The organism is Neobacillus vireti (genome assembly GCF_036962465.1).
Classification (GTDB): Bacteria; Bacillota; Bacilli; order Bacillales; family Cytobacillaceae; genus Neobacillus; species Neobacillus vireti_B.
The window spans coordinates 34,125-56,184 of record NZ_JBALNF010000027.1 but is presented as its reverse complement, the minus strand read 5'-3'; the positions used below and the strand labels follow the sequence as shown (position 1 = coordinate 56,184).

The 22,060-nt window shown below is 37.9% G+C and carries 21 protein-coding genes and 1 other annotated feature; of the genes, 12 read left to right on the top strand and 9 right to left on the bottom strand.

The genetic code is table 11. The annotated features are described in order from the left end of the window. The first annotated feature begins 4 nt into the window (after positions 1-4). Positions 5-224, top strand: a binding site (T-box leader). Positions 225-287: 63 nt separating this feature from the next. Together V7077_RS12280 and V7077_RS12275 are read left to right on the top strand one after the other, a co-directional pair. Then, entirely contained in the window at positions 288-1,991 is a 1,704-nt protein-coding gene (locus V7077_RS12280; RefSeq protein WP_335501868.1) for a 2-isopropylmalate synthase, read from the top strand. Between the two features lie 125 nt (positions 1,992-2,116). Continuing rightward, positions 2,117-2,887: a TatD family hydrolase gene (locus V7077_RS12275; protein ID WP_335501866.1), complete on the top strand. Its 771-nt coding sequence runs from the start codon at positions 2,117-2,119 to the stop codon at positions 2,885-2,887. Positions 2,888-2,910: 23 nt separating this feature from the next. On the opposite strand, the gene V7077_RS12270 is transcribed toward V7077_RS12275, so the two are convergent. Together V7077_RS12270 and V7077_RS12265 are read right to left on the bottom strand one after the other, a co-directional pair. Further along, positions 2,911-3,903 (bottom strand): LLM class flavin-dependent oxidoreductase, encoded by a 993-nt coding sequence (locus V7077_RS12270; RefSeq protein ID WP_335501865.1) that lies wholly within the window; start codon positions 3,901-3,903, stop codon positions 2,911-2,913. Between the two features lie 143 nt (positions 3,904-4,046). Next, a complete protein-coding gene (locus tag V7077_RS12265; RefSeq protein WP_335501863.1) occupies positions 4,047-4,382 on the bottom strand; it encodes a hypothetical protein in 336 nt (111 codons plus the stop codon). A gap of 269 nt (positions 4,383-4,651) precedes the next feature. On the opposite strand from V7077_RS12265, the gene V7077_RS12260 reads away from it, so the two are divergent. The 4 genes from V7077_RS12260 (at position 4,652) to V7077_RS12245 (ending at position 8,197) form a co-directional block, all read left to right on the top strand. Then, positions 4,652-5,932 (top strand): MFS transporter, encoded by a 1,281-nt coding sequence (locus tag V7077_RS12260; RefSeq protein WP_335501861.1) that lies wholly within the window; start codon positions 4,652-4,654, stop codon positions 5,930-5,932. 331 nt (positions 5,933-6,263) lie between these two features. Further along, a complete protein-coding gene (locus tag V7077_RS12255; protein WP_335501858.1) occupies positions 6,264-6,686 on the top strand; it encodes a MarR family winged helix-turn-helix transcriptional regulator in 423 nt (140 codons plus the stop codon). 54 nt (positions 6,687-6,740) lie between these two features. Next, on the top strand, positions 6,741-7,139 hold the full coding sequence (locus tag V7077_RS12250) for a DoxX family protein (protein ID WP_335501857.1): 399 nt from the start codon (positions 6,741-6,743) through the stop codon (positions 7,137-7,139). 119 nt (positions 7,140-7,258) lie between these two features. Continuing rightward, on the top strand, positions 7,259-8,197 hold the full coding sequence (locus tag V7077_RS12245; RefSeq protein WP_335501855.1) for a ring-cleaving dioxygenase: 939 nt from the start codon (positions 7,259-7,261) through the stop codon (positions 8,195-8,197). A 179-nt stretch (positions 8,198-8,376) separates the two neighbouring features. Here V7077_RS12245 and V7077_RS12240 read toward each other — a convergent pair whose 3' ends face one another. Beyond that, a complete protein-coding gene (locus tag V7077_RS12240; protein WP_335501853.1) occupies positions 8,377-9,273 on the bottom strand; it encodes a DMT family transporter in 897 nt (298 codons plus the stop codon). 161 nt (positions 9,274-9,434) lie between these two features. On the opposite strand from V7077_RS12240, the gene V7077_RS12235 reads away from it, so the two are divergent. Next, on the top strand, positions 9,435-9,647 hold the full coding sequence (locus V7077_RS12235) for a DUF1540 domain-containing protein (protein WP_335501851.1): 213 nt from the start codon (positions 9,435-9,437) through the stop codon (positions 9,645-9,647). A gap of 585 nt (positions 9,648-10,232) precedes the next feature. On the opposite strand, the gene V7077_RS12230 is transcribed toward V7077_RS12235, so the two are convergent. Next, positions 10,233-11,441: a 4-hydroxybenzoate 3-monooxygenase gene (locus V7077_RS12230; protein ID WP_335501849.1), complete on the bottom strand. Its 1,209-nt coding sequence runs from the start codon at positions 11,439-11,441 to the stop codon at positions 10,233-10,235. A 102-nt stretch (positions 11,442-11,543) separates the two neighbouring features. Here V7077_RS12230 and V7077_RS12225 point away from each other — a divergent pair, with 102 nt between their 5' ends. Beyond that, positions 11,544-12,359 (top strand): IclR family transcriptional regulator, encoded by an 816-nt coding sequence (locus V7077_RS12225; protein ID WP_335501846.1) that lies wholly within the window; start codon positions 11,544-11,546, stop codon positions 12,357-12,359. An 11-nt stretch (positions 12,360-12,370) separates the two neighbouring features. Beyond that, a complete protein-coding gene (locus tag V7077_RS12220; RefSeq protein ID WP_335501844.1) occupies positions 12,371-13,126 on the top strand; it encodes an IclR family transcriptional regulator in 756 nt (251 codons plus the stop codon). Between the two features lie 166 nt (positions 13,127-13,292). Here the strand turns inward: V7077_RS12220 and V7077_RS12215 are convergent, their stop codons facing one another. After that, positions 13,293-14,120 (bottom strand): GNAT family N-acetyltransferase, encoded by an 828-nt coding sequence (locus tag V7077_RS12215; RefSeq protein ID WP_335501841.1) that lies wholly within the window; start codon positions 14,118-14,120, stop codon positions 13,293-13,295. A gap of 70 nt (positions 14,121-14,190) precedes the next feature. Beyond that, on the bottom strand, positions 14,191-15,429 hold the full coding sequence (locus tag V7077_RS12210) for a helix-turn-helix domain-containing protein (protein ID WP_335501839.1): 1,239 nt from the start codon (positions 15,427-15,429) through the stop codon (positions 14,191-14,193). Between the two features lie 273 nt (positions 15,430-15,702). On the opposite strand from V7077_RS12210, the gene V7077_RS12205 reads away from it, so the two are divergent. From V7077_RS12205 to V7077_RS12195, 3 genes are all read left to right on the top strand, one after another. Beyond that, positions 15,703-17,076 carry an MFS transporter gene (locus V7077_RS12205; protein ID WP_335501837.1) on the top strand — a complete coding sequence of 458 codons (1,374 nt, stop codon included), beginning with the start codon at positions 15,703-15,705 and terminating at the stop codon, positions 17,074-17,076. A 128-nt stretch (positions 17,077-17,204) separates the two neighbouring features. Continuing rightward, positions 17,205-18,998: a beta-glucuronidase gene (uidA, locus tag V7077_RS12200; protein WP_335501835.1), complete on the top strand. Its 1,794-nt coding sequence runs from the start codon at positions 17,205-17,207 to the stop codon at positions 18,996-18,998. 26 nt (positions 18,999-19,024) lie between these two features. Then, entirely contained in the window at positions 19,025-19,930 is a 906-nt protein-coding gene (locus V7077_RS12195; protein ID WP_335501833.1) for an ROK family protein, read from the top strand. A gap of 170 nt (positions 19,931-20,100) precedes the next feature. On the opposite strand, the gene V7077_RS12190 is transcribed toward V7077_RS12195, so the two are convergent. The 3 genes from V7077_RS12190 to V7077_RS12180 all read right to left on the bottom strand — a co-directional run bounded on the left by V7077_RS12190 (position 20,101) and on the right by V7077_RS12180 (position 21,874). Next, on the bottom strand, positions 20,101-21,177 hold the full coding sequence (locus V7077_RS12190) for a GIY-YIG nuclease family protein (protein ID WP_335501830.1): 1,077 nt from the start codon (positions 21,175-21,177) through the stop codon (positions 20,101-20,103). Between the two features lie 54 nt (positions 21,178-21,231). Further along, entirely contained in the window at positions 21,232-21,597 is a 366-nt protein-coding gene (locus V7077_RS12185; protein ID WP_335501828.1) for a DoxX family protein, read from the bottom strand. A 112-nt stretch (positions 21,598-21,709) separates the two neighbouring features. Further along, on the bottom strand, positions 21,710-21,874 hold the full coding sequence (locus tag V7077_RS12180) for a hypothetical protein (protein ID WP_335501826.1): 165 nt from the start codon (positions 21,872-21,874) through the stop codon (positions 21,710-21,712). Positions 21,875-22,060: the final 186 nt, after the last annotated feature.

Here is a 22,060-nt window from a genome sequence, read left to right as displayed (position 1 = left end):
AAAATCAAACGCAATGATTGGGAGTATTAAGGGATATGTATTGTTTAGAGAGCTGTCGGTTGGTGAGAGACAGTCAATAACTCCCCCAACTCACCCAGGAGTGGTAAGGCTGAAAGGTAGGCCTTAACGGTTGATTACCGTAATAAATCATGAAGTGGATTCGTATGCGTTTTTAACGAATCAAAAAGAGTGGTACCACGTAGGCAAAGCCTGTCGTCTCTTATGAGATGATGGGCTTTTTTTATTTTTAAATCATTAATTAAATTGATAAAAAGGTGGGCAACAGAATGAAAAATATTGAAAAGTATTCCAGAGGTTATTTTATGCCTCCAGTAAAAAGCTTGAAATGGACGGAAAAGGAGTATATTGAGGAAGCTCCAACATGGTGCAGTGTGGATTTGCGAGATGGCAACCAAGCGCTAGTTGTGCCGATGAGTCTAGAGGAGAAGCTGGAATATTTTCAATTACTGTTGGAGGTAGGTTTCAAGGAAATTGAAGTGGGCTTTCCTGCTGCATCTGAAACAGAATATACGTTTTTACGTACCTTGATCGAACAGGAATTAATTCCAGATGATGTAACCATTCAAGTATTAACACAGTCAAGAGAACATATTATCAAAAAAACGTTTGAATCTCTTCAAGGAGTGAATAAGGCGGTCGTCCACCTTTACAATTCAACATCCGTGCCTCAGCGTGAGCAGGTATTCCAAAAAACGGAAGAAGAAATTATCGGCATCGCCGTAACCGGAGCAAAAATGGTAAAGAAATACGCAGCCGAAACGGAAGGTAATTTCCAGTTTCAATATTCACCAGAAAGCTTCACAGGCACAGAAATGGAGTTTGCACTTGAAATCTGCAACCGGGTTCTTGATGTGTGGCAGCCTACTGACGGTAACAAGGTGATTATCAATCTCCCAGCTACAGTTTCCATGTCAATGCCACACGTTTATGCCAGTCAGATCGAATACATGAGTGATCATCTAAACTACCGGGACAATGTAATCCTTTCACTTCATCCGCACAATGACAGGGGAACCGGGGTTGCCGATGCGGAGCTGGGTATGCTTGCCGGCGCTCAAAGGGTAGAAGGCACACTGTTTGGAAATGGCGAAAGAACAGGAAATGTAGATATCGTCACACTGGCTTTAAACATGTATTCGCACGGAGTAAATCCTAAGCTTCATTTTGAAAATATCTATCATATCCTTGCTAAGTACGAAAAATTAACAAGAATGAAAGTTCATGAAAGACATCCGTACGGTGGGGAACTTGTTTTTACGGCCTTCTCAGGATCCCATCAGGATGCCATTGCAAAGGGAATGAAGTGGCGTGAGGAAAGAGAAAATGAATATTGGACAGTCCCTTATCTGTTGATTGATCCAAAGGATATCGGCAGACAGTATGAAGGAGATATTATCCGGATTAATAGCCAATCTGGTAAAGGTGGTATCGGATATGTCTTGATGCAGAATTTTGGGCTTGATCTGCCGGCGGAGATGCGTGAAAGCTTTGGCTATAGTGTGAAAAATGTTTCGGATCACATGCACAAAGAGCTAATGCCAAATGAGATCTATGATATTTTCATAAAGGAATATGTCAATATTCAAACCCCTGTTGAGTTTATCAATTACAGATTTACTCAAAGTGAAAAATATGAAACGACTGTATCTGTTAAGATCAACAGTGAGGTTCACGAATTGACTGGTATCGGGAATGGGAAACTTGACGCCATCAGCAATAGTCTTCGAACCACATTAGGTCTCGATTTTAAAGATTTAGTGTACAAGGAACATGCACTAGAAAGAGGTTCTGAATCTAATGCCGTATCATACGTAGGGTTCACGGCTCTAGACGGCGCTACTTATTGGGGCTGTGGGATTGATGCTGATATTATGACCTCTTCAATTAAAGCATTATTTAGTGCTGTGAATAAGATGGTATCTAGTGTTGAAGCAGCAATAGGGGAAAGATTTTCGCTTTCAAAAAGATAAATTTTCAGATTTATTTTGAATAGTATCAATATCGGCAGCTGCATGGTCTGTTGTAATCAGTTCATGCGGCTGCCCTTTTATCATATTAGAAGAATAATAAATTGGTTCTGGAAGTGTAAATACATATGAAAATGATCGATGCCCATATTCATGTTGACCAATATAAAGATCAAGAGATAGAGTCGATATTGAAAAGTTCAGACTCCCTTGAGGCTTTATTGTCGGTCTCATTTGACCTTGAGTCTTGTAAGAGAAATCTTGAATTATCAAGAAAATATCAAAAGATAAAGCCCGCTTTTGGGTTCCATCCTGAGCAAAGTCTGCCTGCTGAACATGAGTTGGGGAGGCTGGTGCAATGGATGGGGGAACATCAGAATGACATGAAGGCGGTTGGAGAGGTAGGATTGCCATACTATCTAAGAATGGATCAAAAAGTATCTAACTCTCAGTTTGGTCAATATAAGGAACTCCTTGAGTTGTTCATAAGGTTGGCAAAGAAATGGGATAAGCCGATTGTACTTCATGCTGTCTATGATGATGCTCCAGAGGTCTGTGATCTTTTAGAAAAGCATTCAGTGGAAAAGGCCCATTTCCATTGGTTTAAAGGGGAGGAAAAGACAGTTGCGAGAATGATTCAGAACGGATACTTTATTTCTGTTACACCCGAGATTGTCTATAAGGAGAAAATACAAAGGCTGGTTCGAGGCTACCCATTAATGCTAATGATGATTGAAACAGACGGTCCATGGCCGTTTGAGGGTCCCTTTATGGGGAAAATGACCCATCCTGATATGATGAAAGAAACCATCTTCAAGATGGCTGAAATAAAAAAACTCTCAGAAACAGAAGTCTCTGAAAGATTAGTTGGAAATACTAAGGAATTTTATGGAATATAATAAAGTCTTTAGCATTTCGTTTGTTACATGATGGATTCAGCCAATAACCTATAGATTTCCAGTTTGTCCTCGAAGTTATAGATGTTAGAAATAATCATGAATTCTTCAGCACGATATTTTTCGCTCAATCGAAAAATTTCGCTTTTGACTTTTTGTGGTGTACCAATAATCATCCGTTTTCGATTTTCCTCTATTTTCATACGTTGATCCTGTGTAACTGAAGTGGCCTTTGCTTCTTGGACAGACGGTATTCTAGTGTCAATCCCTTTTTCAACTGCCAATAGCCATAGATCCTGGCTTAAAGCCAATTCTTCGGCCCTTTCCTGGGTTGAGGCACAAACGACAAATACACAAACATTCGCTGTGGGCTCTGTCAAGGCAGAAGAGGGCTGGAAATGGTGATAATAATAGTCCATTGCCCTCGCTCCATTCACGGGAGTGATAAAATGCCAATAAGTAAATGCTGTTCCATTCTCTGCGGCGAGCCTTGCTCCCCGGTGAGTAATTCCCAAAAGCCACAGCTCCGGTATACGGTCTGTCACAGGGAATGCTTGTACATCTTGGAAAGGGTGATCAGTTGGTAATTGATTGTGTAAAAAACCTTGGAGGTCCTTCACCTGACGAGGAAATTCATTCAGGCTTTTTCGTAATCCATCTGTCAACGCCAGCCGTGTTGCCGCAGAACCGCCAGGAGAACGCCCAATTCCAACATCGATTCGGTTTGGAAACAAGGCTTCTAACAGCTTGAAGTTTTCAGCAATTTTATAAGGCGCATATTGAGGGAGCAATACACCGCCCGAACCAACATGAATTCTTTTAGTATTGGAAGCTATATGAGATAGCAGAACTTCTGGAGACGAACCAGCCATTCCATTGGTATTATGATGTTCGGCAACCCAAAATCGAGTATACCCCAGCTCCTCCGTTATTTGCGCTAGTTTAACGGTTTTTTGTAAAGCAGTACTAGCTGTTTCACCCTTACATATGACTGATTGATCAAGAACACTTAATTTCAATTAATAAACCTCCAGCTTACATGCGTACGGCATGGTTTGAAGAATACCTCTTGTTGTCTAGTCTTGCCATTTATTACAGCAAATCCAGTCAACAAATAAAAAAAGATATAATACCAATTATATCTTTTAAAAAAAATTAAAGTTTATTGTTTATAGAGTATAAAACTGGAATACCGTTTAGGTATATGATTGACCCAATACTGGTGGAATTCCTCCAGTACTTCTTTAGCGAATAGATCGGCTTCTCCAACATCCCTTATTACGCCGTAATCCAATCTGCTTTGATTAACAGCACCGTTAAGCTGAACAGAATTTTCTAAGTCCAACTCAATATAGAATTGTACTTCAATACCATCCATATTGGTGATAGCAGCAAGATAATTTCCAAACTCTTCAATAAGAATTTCAATCATCCAGCCTTTTTGTCCACATTCTTTTAAAAATGCTTGATATAATCTGATAAAGGTATTTAAATCCATAAGGTCCCACATCCTTTACAGAATGTTAACTGTTTGTCTATTTGGAAAAGCAGAGACGTTCTTTCTGATTTGTATCAATCTTTATCAAACTATATGCACTTAGTTAAATGAAAAGACGAATTAGATGATATATATTGGACAATATAAAGTCCTTCATTAGCTTAATAAATTCTTGTTCATCGAATACAATATAAGATTAATTATTAAATAGAGTAACTAAAAAGAATACAAGATTGCTTACAATTGTATGCAAAAAGAAAGGACCAATCATGGAAACTCAACAGCACTCACTAAGAACTGAAAAGGGCAGCACATACTTAAAGGTACATTCAAAATACAATTATTATCTGTTAATCAGTATTGTATTTGGTGGATTTTTTATTTTTGGTTTATCAGAAAACATTAAGGGTCCAGCGATTCCAGTCCTTCAAAATCAACTTCAGTTAAGTCAGTCCCAAATTGGAATTCTATTAGCCTTAAATTCCTTAGGCTATCTGCTTGCCTGTTCCTTTACATCGGCTTTAAGCAACAAAATAGGCATCAGATGGACGGGGATCATTGCCTTTTTATCCATGGCCTTAGCAGGTGTTTTGATTTATCTCTCAGTGAACTATGCTACGCTGTCTGCTTCGTTCTTTTTACTCTACATTGGCAACGGCGTTTTAGAGATTGGTCTAGGAATCATGGCTGCTCGCATTTTTAAGAAAAATACGGGAACGATGATGAACCTTTCGCACTTCTTTTACGGGCTAAGTTCAACCGTGGCTCCGACGATAGCGGCATCGATAATGGGCTGGCATGTCTTTGGCGAAGAAATTGGATGGAAAGGGATGTACTTGTTTGTTTTATTATTTTCACTTCTGCCGATTATTCCTTCAGTGGCAGGGAAATTCCCAGAAGAAACGCATGAAATAGAAAAAACTACTTCCTATCGTTCGCTTATTCGTGACCCTGTTGCGTGGCTTATTGTAGCTGTATTATCTTTTGGTGTGGTCTCAGAGCTTGCGGTGGGAAGCTGGCTGGTCCAATTTTTAGTGAAAGCCTATCGCTGGAACATCCAAGATGCCTCGAGGATGTTGTCTATGTTTTTCCTTTTCTTTATGCTGGCTAGGCTTTTCTTAGGAGCAGTTACGGATAAAATTGGTTTTACTTTATCAATTATCATTGCTTCCGCTTTTTCAGGTATTTGTAGTTTAGCCGCCATTTTGACAGGCGAAAAAGGAGCCATCTTATTTGCCATTTCAGGAGTGGGCATTGCCTTAATTTATCCAACGGTGATGGCGCTTTTAGCTAAGCGTTATCCAAAAGGTACAGGTTCAGCGATTACCTTTACGGTTACTCTCATGGGGATTGCTAGTGTAATAGGGAACCTAATCATAGGTTTTATTATTGATTTAGTAAGTAAGATGTTCAAAGGGGTTAATGGAGCTGTGAACGAGGTAGTGGGATTACAAGCAGGATACGGGTTTATCGCTGCTCTAGCTCTTTTATGTTCGGTGTGCAGCCTCATCCTTTATATAATTTTAAAAAAGAAAAATGAATTAATTTAATCAGTATATCTTTTTTACATGCTGATAATTTTTCATCTAGTTGGTTTAGAAAACAAAAAATCAAGTGTTAATATTAAAGGATAGCTTCATCACTCAAATGAGAAAAAAGGGAAGTTTAAGTTAACAGATATAGCTGATTAATCAGCCGTGGAGGAATAATTTGCCCCGATTCATCTGCGATTGGGGCATCTTTTAATAGTAGAACCCTCTTACAAATTTTCAAAAAGCAAAACACACGACACAAAATGGTTGTTGACAAATAACTTTTTTCGTTTTAAAATTATCTCATATTCAAGATATATTAATTCGAGATTTATGGGAGGTGAGTTAAATGGAAAAGAAATGCGCGAATTTACCCTTTTTGCTATTAATGCAAACATCAAAAGCAGTTCATGATCGAATAAAGGAAGAAATGTCAAAAAACAAGTTAAATATTACGGAGTTCTCAGTTTTAGAAGTACTTTATCAAAAAGGGAAACAAACCATTCAACAGATTGGGAATTGCATCTTAATCTCAAGTGGTTCCATGACCTATGTAATAGATAAGTTAGAACAAAAAGGTTTACTGAATCGAAGTGACTGCCCTAATGACCGAAGAGCTATCCATGTGACATTAACTGATGAAGGAAATGATTTTATGGATAAAATTATGCCTAACTATCATCAGATAGTGGATAATATGTTTGATTCGTTAAATTCCGGAGAAGCAGAGACATTGGTTCACTTGTTAAAAAAGGTAAGGAATAAAGTTTAATTTTTTTACTATAAATCTCGAATTCGAGATAAAAACATTTAGGAGGATTTTAAAATGATAAATATTGGGTTATTAATTATTCGTTTAGTAATTGGGCTACTTTTTGTGGGTCACGGTGTGCAAAAATTGTTTGGCTGGTTCGGTGGGTATGGTTTAAAAGGAACAGGTGGATGGTTTGAGTCGATTGGGATGAAGCCAGGCGTACCCATGGCACTTTTCGCTGGATTAGCCGAACTTATTGGCGGGATTTTATTTGCTCTTGGTCTTTTGACTCCCCTAGCTGGCATCATAATTGCAGGAACTATGGTAATGGCAATTGTGAAGGTACATGGCGCAAATGGATTATGGGCAACATCCAATGGCTATGAATATAACTTAACCTTGCTTGCGGTTACGATTGGTGTAGCGCTAATAGGTCCTGGTAAGTATGCTCTAGATGCATTATTATTTTAAATATCTCAATATGAAGATTCTTAAGTTAAAATAAAAATATAGAGTTTTAAGTCTGAACTAGGAACAAAATAAACTATTGGTTCGGTTAAGAACCTATATTGATATAGGAGTTGTCCACAATGAATAAAAAAACAATGGGGATTCACCATATCACAGCGATTGTCGGTCATCCTCAAGAGAATGTGGATTTCTACGCTGGGGTTTTGGGGTTGCGCTTAGTAAAACAAACGGTCAATTTCGATGATCCAGAGACTTATCACCTTTACTTCGGGAATGAAGGTGGAAAACCAGGAACCATTATTACCTTCTTTCCATGGGCGGGGGCTCGTCAAGGAATCATTGGTGACGGTCAGGTAGGAGTTACATCCTATGTTGTTCCAAAAGGGTCATTTGAGTTTTGGGAACAAAGACTCGAAACGTTCCATATTCCTTTTACGAAAATGGAACGTTTTGGGGAGCAATATCTGGAATTTGATGACCCTCATGGACTTCACTTGGAATTAGTGGAAAGAGAAGAAGGGGAGATTAATTCCTGGAGTTTTGGAGAAGTAACACCAGAGGTTGCTATCAAAGGCTTTGGAGGAGCGACCCTGTTATCAACCCAGCCGATCAAAACTGCTGAATTGTTAGAAAAGGTATTAGGTCTTGAAGTAATCGGGATTGAGGGAGATTTCACTCGGTTCCGTTCAACCGCCGATATTGGCAATGTAATTGATCTTAAATTAACGCCGATTGGCCGTGGACAAATGGGGGTGGGGACCGTACACCACATTGCCTGGCGGGCGGTGGATGACCAAGACCAATTGGATTGGAAGCAACATGTTTCAGCAAATGGTTATGGCGTCACTCCAGTCAAAGACAGAAATTATTTTAATGCGATTTATTTTAGGGAACATGGTGAAATACTATTTGAAATTGCAACAGATCCTCCAGGATTCGCGCATGATGAATCATTTGAAACCATGGGTAAAAAATTAATGCTGCCTGAACAGTATGAACCATATAGAGGCCAGATAGAGAGAGGCTTGCTGCAGTTTAAAGTAAGAGACCTAGATTAAAGAGGACCTAAACTTGAAAAATAATTCAATGACAGTCGTCAATACCCCCAGACTACCCAAATTGCATGAATCAATAAAGAAGCATTAAAAATCAAAACGGGACTCTATTTAAAAAATATGTCCCGTTTTGATTTTCTCTTTTTGTCAATCAAGTTCACCATTTTAGGCGTGTTGCTTTATTAATAATCAATTGTCATACCAACTGATTTCTTTTTGCCTAACAAGTTTACCAAAAGTACACCCAAAACAGTAATAATTCCTCCAACAATAGAGAGAGTACTTGGAAATTCTTGCAGCCAAATCCAAGCCACTATAATCGCAAAAACAGGCTCAATGTAAAGAAGAGTTGAAACCGAACTTGCATTTCCCATAGATAAAGCAATTGCCCAGGTAACATAAGCTATTCCGGCTGGGAAAATTCCTACATAGATCGCTGACAAATTGGCTTCTAACGTTGCATGTTGTATTCCCTCAATTAAACCTGGTGAGAAAAATAAAAATGGAAGGGTTCCGGCCCATGTAAAATAAGCGGTTAATTCGATCGGTTTGTAGCGATTAAAAAGTGGTTTTTGTAAAACAAAGAAAACAGATGTCGCCAACGCAGCTACTAACACAAAAATGATACCTGGAGAAAACGTCCATGTATCATTTGAACCGATGGTAATAATCGCAATACCTGCGAAACCAATAAACAGTCCAACCCAACCCATTCCCTCAAGCCGTTCTTTTAGTACAAATATCGCAATGATGGTGGTAAAAATGGGTGAAGATGCTATAAGCATCGCAGCGGTTCCGGCAGAAACAGTTTGCGAACCAAAGGTTACCCCAATATGATAGGTGCTAATGCCAATCCAACCCAAGAGTAAAAGCCGGATCCAGTCTCGCTTGGCTGGAAAACGAAATTTTACTCCGGGAATGAGTGCATATAGGACAAATGAGAAAGAGGCAATTAAATAGCGAAATAATACCAAATGGCCAGATGAATAACCACCTTGCAAACTGGCACGGATGGCAGCAAATGCTGATCCCCAGATAATTACCGTTATCATTGCCATAACAAAAGCTTTTTTATTCATAAAAATCCCCTTTATCATACAAACTCTTATATTAATGGTCTTCTTATTATATCATTTTTCAGTAAATTAAAAATATTTATATAAAGAAACAATAGGGAATGAAAAACTGGCTTTACGCAGAAGATAATATAGCAACAGGAAAACAAAAGGGAGGTACTAAAATGCCCAAAGTAGAAGTTTCTTGTGCGATTTCGAACTGTACTTTTTATGGAAATGGAAATGTTTGTACTGCTGATAAGATTATGGTTGAACTAGATAAGCATGCAAGATATGATACCGAAATGTCTGCTGAGTTAGGTGAAAAGAATCATCAAGATACTGCTGGTCATTCAGCGGAGACTTGTTGTAAAACGTTTAAGCCAAAGCAAAGCTAATTTTAGTTCTAAGTAATTTATAGCTTTTGCTAAGATAGGGAAGATTCCAAGGATTCTTAATCGAAAACTGGTTTCATTCCTTATCTGTACATTGTGTAAGTAAATAGTGTAAACGATATTAGCTTTTGGAGAAACACACGGCTGCAAGATCGTGTGTTTTTTCTTACTTTATCATTATCCAGGGATTCGGATTAAAACATCAAAAAAGCTAAAGGCGTGTCAGAAGACCAGTCTGATTCAGCCACAAATTATTGTTGTCCTACAAAAATAATAAAAGGGGCTTCGGAAACAGATATGGCTTTATACATTTTGATTAAAGAATTATTGAAGTTAAAAAGAGTCTGACCGTTCAGAGGCACTTATTAAAGCTGCAAAAAGAATAATAATGAAAGAAAAAAAGGGGTTTGATCACAGTCAAACCCCTTTTTTAATGCCTGAATATTTGATTGGCTGATTTTCTATAGGTTTTGGCTCATTTTGTGGTTAGTTTGGCTTTATCTTGGCCTACATTGGCTGTTTTCTCCAGTGATGGGCTCATTTTTTTACAATTTTGGCCCAATTTCCAACTATATCCAAAAGTTTTTTTTAGATTAAAGTCGTTAAATCCTTTTCTTTCTCCCACTGAATCGGCAAGCCAACATAATTTTCGGCGATCGTGCTTAATCCAGCTACAGAAGAAGTATAGTAATCTAACTCTGCCAACTGAACTCCCCGTTCAAAGGAATCAAATTTAGGGTTGGTATGAAGAAGTCTGGTCATAAAATAAGAGAAACGTTCTGCCTTCCAAACACGACGAAGACAAATTTCTGAATATCGATTCAGTATATCCTTACTGCCACTCTGATAAAACTCGGTAATTCCGCGGGACATGACTTTAACATCCGTAGCGGCAAGGTTTAGTCCCTTGGCACCTGTTGGCGGGACCGTATGAGCAGCATCCCCGGCAATAAAGAGGCGGCCAAATTGCATCGTCTCACAAACGAAACTCCGCATTTGAAAGATTCCTTTTGAATTAATCGGTCCATCTGGCACCTGCCAGCCATCATTTGTTTTTGTTCGTGCCGTTAATTCCGACCAAATACGATCATCCGACCAATTGGCAATATCATCGAACGGATCCACTTGAAGATAGTGTCGTTGGAGAATAGGTGTACGCGTGCTCAGTAAAGCAAATCCTTGGTTATGATAGGCATAAATTAATTCATCAGCTGCGGGTGCGGAATCGGAGAGGATGCCTAACCAGCCATACTGATAAAAATGTACATGCTCTTTTCTAATATGATCAGGAATCGCAAGGCGGCTTGGTCCATGATAGCCGTCACAGCCTGCGATAAAATCACAGACAAGTTCTTCATCCAACCCATTTTTACGGTACCTTATTTTTGGTTGGTTTGTATCAATATCATGTAGAGTGACATTTTCCACGTCAAAGATAATGTCTTTGCCATTTTCGTAGCGAGCATTGACCAGATCGATTATCACTTCATGCTGCGGATAAACAACCACCTGCTTGCCGCCAGAATATTTTTTTAAATCAATATGGCGTCTTTGCCCATTAAATTGAAAGTAGTTGCCATTATGAAAATGACCTTCCCGATCCATCCGGTCACCGACACCTATATCTCTTAAAATATCAATAGTTGTTTGTTCTAAAATACCTGCCTTTACGGTCCCCTCGATATTGTTTCGGGATTTACGCTCTAAAATAACAGAATCAATACCTTGTAGATGAAGTAATTGTGCAAGAATAAGACCAGCTGGCCCGGCCCCGATAATTCCAACCTGTGTTTTCAATATTTTCAGCTCCTTTAATTGAAAGCGTTTTATATTTTGATAAAGATATAATATAATTAAAATATTCTGAATAGTAGTGTTAACTTCTTATATACGGAACAAATGAAATCTTTTGAGGTGATTTGTATCATTTCGACTAATAAAAAAACGTCCGTTTTACAATCGGTCCAGAATGGACTGCAAATATTACACCTTTTTACGTTGGAAAAACCAGTTTGGGGAGTAACTGAAATGGCCCATGCTCTGCAAATTAGTAAAAGTTCCGTTAGTAGGTTAATTATAGATTTGGTAGAGGAGGGATTTTTACAAAAAGAGGGCAAAAAATACAGTCTTGGATTTTCGTTACTTTCTATTAGCGGTGTCATTACATCCCATTTAGAAATCCATCGAGAATCGAAAGACGTATTAAAAAGTTTAGTTGCCGAATTAGGGGAGACAGCTCACCTTGCTATTTTGGAAGGAAATGAAATAACATACGTCCATAAAGTAGAATGCAACAACCCAGTCAAGCTTCAATCTTCAATAGGAAAAAGAAACCCGGTCACTTGTACAAGTTCCGGCAAAGTTTTATTAGCTTATCAGAAAAAGAGTTCTATCGAACGGATATTGCAGGAGGGACTTCCACAGATGGGACCAAACAGTCAGACAGACCCCGAACAATTAACCGAACAATTAACCAAGATTAAAAAACAGGGATTTTCCATTTGTATTGATGAAATGCATGAGAATGCCGTGAGTATCGCTGCTCCAGTAAGGGACTATACTGAAGAGGTAGTAGCAGCCGTCAGTGTTATAGGAACACGGGATCGAATTCAAAATCATAGAATGATATGGTTTACAGAAAGAATTATTGAAGCAGCTAATGAACTATCAATGAGATTAGGATATATTCCAGACAAGGTATGGACAAGACATTGAGATACCCTGCTATGAATAGTTATCATTATTCGTCTTTAAGAAATGCTCTTCGTCTCCTCCACCTATTTTCCGTGGAAGAACCGGAGTTACAATTAGAGGAAATTGCTGATCGGTTAGAAATTGGGGAAAGCACAGCATACCGCTTGGCTCATACATTAATAATGGAAGGTTTTATTGTCAGGGATCCCTCCGCAAAATCGTACCGTCTTGCGGCATCTGTACTAGCTTTAGGAAATACACTCATTAAAAAGGAAAATCTATACCATTTATCGATTGATAGTATTGAAAAACTAGCAATGAGGACTGGTGAAACGGCCCATATTGGTATTTTAAAAGATTTTCAGCTTTTGTATCTCCTAAAAATTGATAGTGCTCATCCAGTCCATTTATTATCACATGCTGGGAAGAAAAATCCGCTTCATTGCACGAGTACTGGACAAGTATTGTTAGCGCACCAAGAGAGTTCCACTATCGATCATGTAATGGAGAAGGGACTAATATCCTTTACATCAAAGACCATCACAGACTCGGTAAAGTTAAAGAATTTATTGGATACAATCCGAGCCCAAGGATATGCGGTAAGTAGGGAAGAACTCCATGAAGGGGTTGTGTCAATCGCCGCTCCTGTCAGGAATAGTAATAGCAAACCAATAGCCGCTGTTAGTATCGCCGGACCTATAACTAGAATAAACGAGCGAACTATCCCTAAATTAATCAAACAAGTACAACAAGCGGCTGCTGAAGTGACAACGAAGTTACAAAGTTGATTTTCCCGAAAGTTGGTTAATCCACTATTTTGAAGATTAATCTAAAGGATGTAAAGTTGGAGAAGCCATGAGCAAGTTGCGGAAGCTATCCGCAAATAGTGCTTTATATCTATGAATATCAAAGAGAAAGAGCCTTTCCATGGGTATCATAGAAAAGCTCTTTAAACTATTTTTGATAAAAATAATAATCCTGAGAATGGTAGCTTCTAAATCCACATGATTCATAGAGCTTAAGGGCGTGCGCATTTTTCGCTTCTACCTCAAGGAAAACAGACAAGCCTTTTTGATCTTCCAGCTTGACAATCTTGGAAAGAGCTTTTCTGCCAATTCCTTTTCCTTGTAGTTTGGGAAATACGGCAAACCCATAAATCCAAGCTTCACCATCAGATTCAGCGACGCGCATTTTGCCGGCGGCTTTCCCATCTGCTTCAATAATGAAATGTTCATCAGAGTGGCTTTCTCTGAGCTTTAGATTAAACTTCCGAGATTCTTCCTCCTCAAATCCAAAGGCCAAGACTTCAAGCTGTACTTCTGTTTCAAAATCCTCCGCTGTGGTAGAAAGCCTTAAGGTAACAGCAGGGTCTTCGATTAAATCTGTTTTTTTCCATTTCATTTGATATTCGGCAACCGAAAAAGTACATGGGATATTTTTTAGAAATTCCTTTGCCGATTGAGAGTCTGTTGGAGCATTTAATAGAATCGTTTGAAATCTCCGTCTTTTTGAATCCTCCAGTCCCAAAGCTAGCAATTTAGTAAAAATACCTCTACGGCGGTAATCTGGGTGGACCATCCCACAAAGCTCCACTTTGTTTCCAAAGCCATAGCTGCCGAGAAAACCGACAAGCTTACCGTCTTCATAATGAAAGAAGTCTTCTTTCTCTTTTCCTTCTCTATTTTCAAGCATGTCAAAATTAAGCTTCAGTTGGAAACCGTCAGCTTGCTCGCAAATATTTTGAAGTTCTTTAATGGAAGCTAATTCTTCTTTTGTTAACAAGTTATCACCTCTGTTCGTTATCCTTTATTTATTTCTTTTCTTTACTACTTTTTTCCTTCAAAATGATTAATTATCCTTCCATATTTCCATTTATAAATTGTTTTGGTGTTACACCAGCAAATTTTTTAAAAATCTTTGCAAAATGACTTTGATCATGAAAGTTAAGAAGAGTGGAAATTTCCGCTAAAGTATAACTCGAATAAGACAATAAGGTTTTTGCTTCCTCTATCCTAGTCTGTTGGATAAATTGAAGAAATGAAATTCCTACTTCCTTCTTAAAAAGATTGGATAGATAATTGGGATTCAAGGAAGTTAATTCAGCTAGTTGGGAAAGTGTTATATTCTCGTAAAGATGGTTAAAAATATAATTTTGGCACATGTTTATGGGTTTGGAATATTGATGTTTTTTACTATTTTCCACACGTTCTGCGTATTCTAAAAGGGCAGTTTCTACTAATTGATCGACTGCTTTACTTTCAGTTAGTTCTTCAAGCTTCTGTATATACAAATCACTGAGGTTGTAGGCTATCTCCTGAAAAAGACCACCTTCCACTGCTGCCCTTGTCGCAAGTGTAATGATTGAAATAGCTAGATTTTTTTGACTCCGCAAATAACTTGTCTTCGAAAGTACCCCTTTTTTTCCTTGTTTTTGAACTGCGTGGAAACTTTCTAATAATTTATCTTTTTTCCCCAGCTTTATATAATTTAAGAATTTCTTTTCAATCGATATGTCAGTATGAACCATTTTCGTTTGGCGTCCTTCGGTTATTCGGGAATCTGGAGGCTCTACCTCAATCCGTTCCTTTTCTACTCCATCATTATTCTGCAAGATATCTGCCAATGACAATGGTTGTTGATAAACCATGTAATAAATAACCATGCTCATATTAATAAAATTAAAATTACTTATCACAGGAAGTTCAGTATAATAATGAATCATTTCCTCTTTATTTACCTTGATTTGCAGGTCTCTTAGCGTTCCATTGATGGTTTCATCGGTCATCCTAAAATTAAGAACAGGACCAACAATTATATTTCCGCTAAATTGATGGTTAGAATGGACGCTAATTGAAAAAAATTTCTCCAGGTATTTTGTTTCCTTTAATACTGGGAAATTATGAAGTGCCGTTCCAGAAAAAAGCTCAGCGATTATAGCTGAATTAGAAGGATACAAGGGATTATATAGAGAATTAGGGGCGGCATCAAAGACTAACTCACCACGATGATTGTAAAAGTAAACTGGTATTTTATACATGTTAAAAGCTAATGTACAAATATAATTGATCTCCTCTTGTTTCAAAATATGCACATTAAATCCCCCAATCATGTTTAAAAAAGGAAGAAAATTAATCTGTAGTTCATCCTTTTTATCTGTAAAACATACCATAATTTATTAATAATAAAAACTATAATCTGTTTAAGAAATCGATTTCAATATTCTGAACATAGAGGAGATGGATAGAAATATTAGTCTAGTAAATTGCCCAATAATAGAATTTAATTAAAATGTAATCGCATACATGATTAAGCCGCATTTATTTTTAGCAATATTCGATAGAAAAAATATTTCGAGGTGACTAATATGCGTCCTTTTGGTTTCAAAGATAAGGTTGGATATTTATTTGGTGATTTTGGTAATGATTTCTTTTTTGGACTTGTCGGATCCTTCTTGATGGTCTATTATACTGACGTTTTTCATCTCAATCCTGCTGGTGTAGGAGGGTTATTCCTGTTAGCCCGTTTGTGGGATGCTGTTGCAGACATTTCATGGGGACGCTTTATTGATACAAGGAAAGCAGGGAAAAACGGGAAATTTAAACCTTGGATTTATAGAATGTCATTCCCACTTGTATTTTCCGGGGTTTTAATGTTTATTCATATTCCAGGGATGTCAAATGGATTTTATACAGCGTATGCTTATGTAACCTACATTCTATGGGGAACCTTGTATAGTACGGTAAATATCCCATACGGCTCAATGGCTTCTGTAATTACAGGCGATCCAGTAGAACGGACCACATTATCAACTTGGAGATCTCTTGGAGCGACTTTGGCCCAATTAATTGTCGGAGTTGTCGGACCATTGCTCATGTTTGTAAATAATAAAGCGGATGCAAATCACTTTCTAATGGCCGCAATCATTTTCGGAATTCTATCAATCTCAAGTTATATGGCTTGCTATAAATTAAGTGTTGAACGAGTAGTCATAAATGAAAGCGCGAAACCAAATGTTAATTTGGCCAAAACCCTGAAAGGTATTTCCAAGAATAAGCCATTAATCGTTTTTCTTATTGGATCTCTTATATTCTTAATTAGTTTAATGTTAATTGGAACTGTGAATACTTATTTGTTTAAGGATTACTTCGGAAATGCAAAAATATTAAGTGTACTTAGCCTTGTTCAATCAGCAACGATATTTATAGGGATGCCTCTTATTAAACCATTGGTTTCAAAATTCGGGAAAAAAGAAGTGGCTTCGGCAGGATTTTTGCTTGCAACAATGGTCTATTTCATTTTATACCTTTTGCCAAATTTATCAGCTATCCAATATATTGCCATTTTATCAATCGGCATGTTTGGTTATGCCCTATTTAACTTAGTTAGTTGGGCGTTCATTACGGACCTAGTAGATTACCATGAATATGTAACCGGTTTACGGGAGGACGGAACCATTTATTCCCTATACTCTTTTGCGCGTAAAGTAGGACAGGCTGTTGCCGGCGGTATAGGTGGTGCAGCTGTTGCAGCGGTTGGCTATAATCCAGCCCTACAGTCACAAACTCAAAGTACACTTCATGGAATCCATACACTAGCTACTTTAATACCCGCAATTGGTCTATTCTTGGTTTTTATATTTCTTGGATTCGTATATCCTTTAAACAAAAAACGTACGGCCCAACTTGTTAATGATATAGAAGTAAAAAGAAATGAAATGAATTCTGGTAAATCCGCATGAAAGAGAGGAGATAGTTAGGATCACCTTTAGCTATCTCCCTTTCATTAACCTGATATAATCAGAAACCTTGGTTTCTTTGCGATACAATCAAGATACGACTCTAGTAGAGTAAAAGGAGAGATTTTGAAATGTTATTTCCAATTGTTACTGAAACACGTAGTATCATAGATTTAAATGGGATTTGGAAATTTAAGCTTGATCCAGGAATTGGATTTCAAGAAAATTGGCATAATGCCAATTTGTCCGATACAAGAAGCATGGCTGTTCCCTCATCGTTTAATGATATTGGGGTGCACGCAAATATACGTGACCATGTTGGCTGGGTTTGGTATGAGCGAGAAATGACCATCCCGAATATTCTTACCGCTGAACGGGTAGTTTTACGATTTGGTTCAGCCACTCATATTGCAAAAGTATATGTTAATGGGGAACTGGCAGCCGAGCATAAAGGTGGTTTCTTACCGTTTGAGGCGGAAATCAATAATTTTCTAAAAAAGGGGAAAAATCGATTAACGGTTGCTGTCAATAATATTGTGGATGAGACCACCTTGCCGGTTGGCTTTGTAACGGAAAAGGAGATTCCCGGTCTAGGCAAAGTAATCCGTAACCAGCCAAACTTTGACTTTTTTAATTATGCTGGTTTACACAGGCCAGTTAAAATTTATACAACACCGACAACTTACGTGAAGGATATCACCATTGTAACGGAAAAAGATGGACTGCTTCACTATTGTGTGGATATAACTGGTTCCACACAAGTAAAAGTGAAGGTGATCAATCAATCTGGTGATGTCGTGGGTGAGGCAAATGGAGCTAAAGGGGAAATCAGCATTCCCAATGTTAGACTGTGGGAGCCATTAAATGCCTACTTGTACACACTACGGGTAGAGTTAGAAATGGGCAGGAAAACCGTTGATGTGTACGAACAGCCATTTGGTGTCAGGACGGTAGAGATAAAAGAAGGGAAGTTCCTGATTAATAATAAACCATTTTATTTTAAAGGCTTTGGTAAACATGAAGATTCACCTATCCATGGAAGAGGATTTGATGAAGCCGCAAATGTTTTGGACTTCAACCTAATGAAATGGATCGGAGCTAATTCCTTCCGTACGGCCCATTACCCATATTCGGAAGAAATCATGCGTCTTGCTGACCGTGAAGGCTTTGTCGTCATTGATGAAGTACCAGCCGTCGGTTTGCACTTGAATATGATGGTCATGTATAACGGAGGGAATCTTCGAAATACTTGGAAGGAGCTCAAGACATTCGAGCATCATCAACAAGTTATCAAGGAATTAATTGAACGTGATAAAAACCATCCGTCGGTGGTTATGTGGAATATAGCAAATGAACCTGCTTCAGAGGAAGAGGGAGCATATGAATACTTTAAGCCGCTAGTAGAACTGGCAAGAGAACTTGACCCGCAAAAACGACCTATTACTCTTGTCACTCAAATTGAATCTTCACCAGAAAAAGACCAAGTTGCGGAACTTTTGGATATCCTTACTTTTAATCGATATTACGGCTGGTATGTTGATGGTGGCAATTTCGCTTCAGCAAAAGAAAAACTTCGTGCAGAATTTAATGGCTGGCTTAAACGATGCCCAAACAAACCGTTTATGATGACTGAGTATGGTGCCGATACCGTTGCAGGATTGCACGATGTAGAGCCAGTCATGTTTACAGAAGAATATCAAGTAGAATTCTATCGTGCCAATCATGAAGTGTTTGATGAATTTACCCAGTTTGTTGGCGAACAGGTATGGAACTTCGCAGATTTTGCAACAAGTCAAGGGATTATCCGTGTTCAGGGAAATAAAAAAGGGATCTTTACTCGTGAACGTAAACCAAAGTATGTTGCCCATGAACTCCGCAGACGCTGGACGGCAATTCCAGACTTCAATTATAAGGGATCATTCTAAAGTTTTTCGGTAGAGGGGTGATTAGGATGTATTTAGTTATTGATATAGGGGGCACTTTTGTTAAGTATGCCATAATGGATTCAGCTGCAAATATTATAAGCAAAGGTAAGCAGCCAATTCCAAGAACAAAACTAACTGATTTTGAAAGTGTGATTTATTCAATTATTGATGAGCATTTATTAAAAGATATAAAGGGGATTGCGATCAGTTGTCCAGGTACCATTGATGTAGGTACAGGGATGATTTATAATGGCGGTTCATTCCCATTTTTGCATGAAGTCAATCTTAAAAATAAGATTGAAAAGAAATACGATATCGATGTGATTATAGAAAATGATGCAAAGTGTGCAGCTTTAGCGGAATTGTGGCTTGGAAGTGTAAAGGATGCTAAGAATTCAGTGGTCCTCGTACTTGGAAGTGCAGTAGGGGGAGGAATTATTATTGATGGAAAACTTCATCGTGGAGTCCATCTTTCTGCTGGAGAGCTAAGTTATATCAACAATGTAATGAATCCACAAACAAAAGAAGTCGAATATTTTGGTTTGGTTTGTTCAGCTGTTGAAATGGTAAGAAAGATTGCCGAAACAAAGAAAATGCAAGATACAACAGATGGAATACAAGTTTTTAAGTATATTAAGGACAACGATGTCGAAGCCAATGCCATATTTAACGAATATTGCCTTTACTTAGCAGCGCAAATCTTAAACCTTAGCTATATTTTAGACCCGGAAATTTTTGCGATTGGTGGAGGAATTAGTGCTCAACCCATTTTAATTGAAAGAATTCAATGGGCTTTAGATGAAATCAAAAAGGCCAACCCGTTGCATACAGCAAATCCTATTGTTGTTGCTTGTAAGTTTCAAAATGATGCCAACCTTTATGGGGCGCTCTATCAATTTTTTGTCAGTAAAGAATACGCATTTTCCTCATAATTATTCGCAGCAAATTACCAGAATAACTTTTTCCTAGGAGACTACACTTAAACACTAGATAGGTAAGTCATGTAACATAGGGACTGGGTAGACAATTAAACTGGTTGACAAGGAGCCCGTCCCTATTTCCTATCGTAGTAAAATGATTACTCACATGCTATTGCTTTCTTCTAATCTGTATTCCGCATTTCATTTAGTAATTCTTCAAGTACATTTTCAATAAGCAAATCATTCCCTGCCTCAAGCCAATCATTAGGGATAATTCGATAACGGCAATGGCCGCTTTTTAAATAATTATAGATAATTTGCGCCTCATCAAGTTCCTCTTTACTGACTACAATGCGAGTGTTGAGCGGACTTTGTGTTAAATAAGTTGATAGGTTCATCCTTATAGTCTCGAACGGTTGTTCATTATTTAGTATTTCTCTATATAAAAGCTTGTTACCCTTAATAAGAAAAAGTTTAAAGGTAGACTCAGTTAAGGATTCAACGATCACAATATTTTGATTTGCCTCTGTAAACTCAATGACCTTCTCCTTATAAAGGAGGGCATTGATTGTTTCAAGGATGTTCCGATACTTTGCCGCAACTTCAAACTGAAATTGTTCGGATGCAGTTAACATCTTTTGCTCGATTTCCTTCAGTATTTCGGTGTCCGTCCCGTTCAAAAATCCAATGATTTTGTCCAATATTCGGTTATATTGTTCTAAAGCGGAACCTCCAAGACACACTCCGATACACAATCCTAAAGAATAATTTAAACACGGTCCATGTTTCATGGACGGGTTGCTGCAGTTTATTTTAAAAGCGTCTTTTATTCCGGTAATGGCTCGTTCAACAGTGTACTTGTTAAGAAAAGGACCGAAATATAGATTCCCGTCATTCTCCACAAGGGAATTGGACATTTTCAGAATCCGCTTGCCCTCCTCCATTTTTATCATCAGATAGATGTAGGAATGAGGATTTTTCATTTTTTTATTAAAAGGTGGCTTTAATTCCTTGATGAGTTTGCATTCAAGCAAAAAGGCTTCAAATTCAGTATCAGTAAGCACATAGTCAAAGTCAATAATGTTAGAAACCATCTTTTTAACTTTTTGAGTATGGGCTTTGGAATGTTGAAAATAAGACTGGACGCGCTTCTTTAGGCTTTTGGCTTTTCCAACATAAATAATATGACCAGGGGCGTCTTTCATCAAATACACCCCAGGAGTTAGCGGCAGCGACTTTACTTTTTCTTTTAGGTTCATAATGTGTTCACTCACCAATAATAATAGATATTATTATTCTAACACACGAAAGGATTACCTAGAATATTGCTTGTATAGATAAACAAGTAAAAGCAACATCACAATATCTAAACGAGCTTGAAAGGCAAATGGAAGGAAACCAGTGTGTAATAAGGGAACCTTCGTTACTAAAAGAGCAATGATCATGATTCCAATTAGTGGTACGGCTGCATATTTTACAGATTTATTGACTACTAGTAAAATTCCGCAACCTATTTCGAGGAAAATGACAAGCTTTAACATTAGGTGAGGATAGGGCAGTCCTAATCCAAGAAAATGATTGGCTACATCGGGACTCATTATTTTCATTAGTGAAGAAGTGATAAAAACATAGGCCACCGCATATCTAATTAAGTTATTGGCTGATAAATATATATTCATGAAAAATCCCCCTTTGTACATCTTTATGAAGGATGGGGGACAGACCATTACAAAAGAAGACCAAATAATGAGTGTAAGGCAGGAAAATAAAAAAACCACTTGGCGTGGTTTTTTAATCGCGTAATGCTCCTGCCTCTCGGGAAGTGATTGCCCCTTGTCCTTGGCTTACATCATTTTTTATTTCTTGTTTTACTTTTTGTGCATCAGTTCCAGCAAATTCTGGATTCATAATCGAACCGGAGCCCAAATTCTCTTTAGCCTGTTGACCCTGTTCCATACATGCCCTCCTCAATTTATTGTTTTACTATCCTATTAATAGAACCAATAGGGAGAATAATAACAACTCATTTTTGGGTTGATTTTATTCTTCCTATTTTCTAGATATGTTCTCCTGTTTCAGCAACAATTATAGCTATCTTTTTATTTTTTTGTTGATAAACAGTGACAAAGACATAAACTTGTC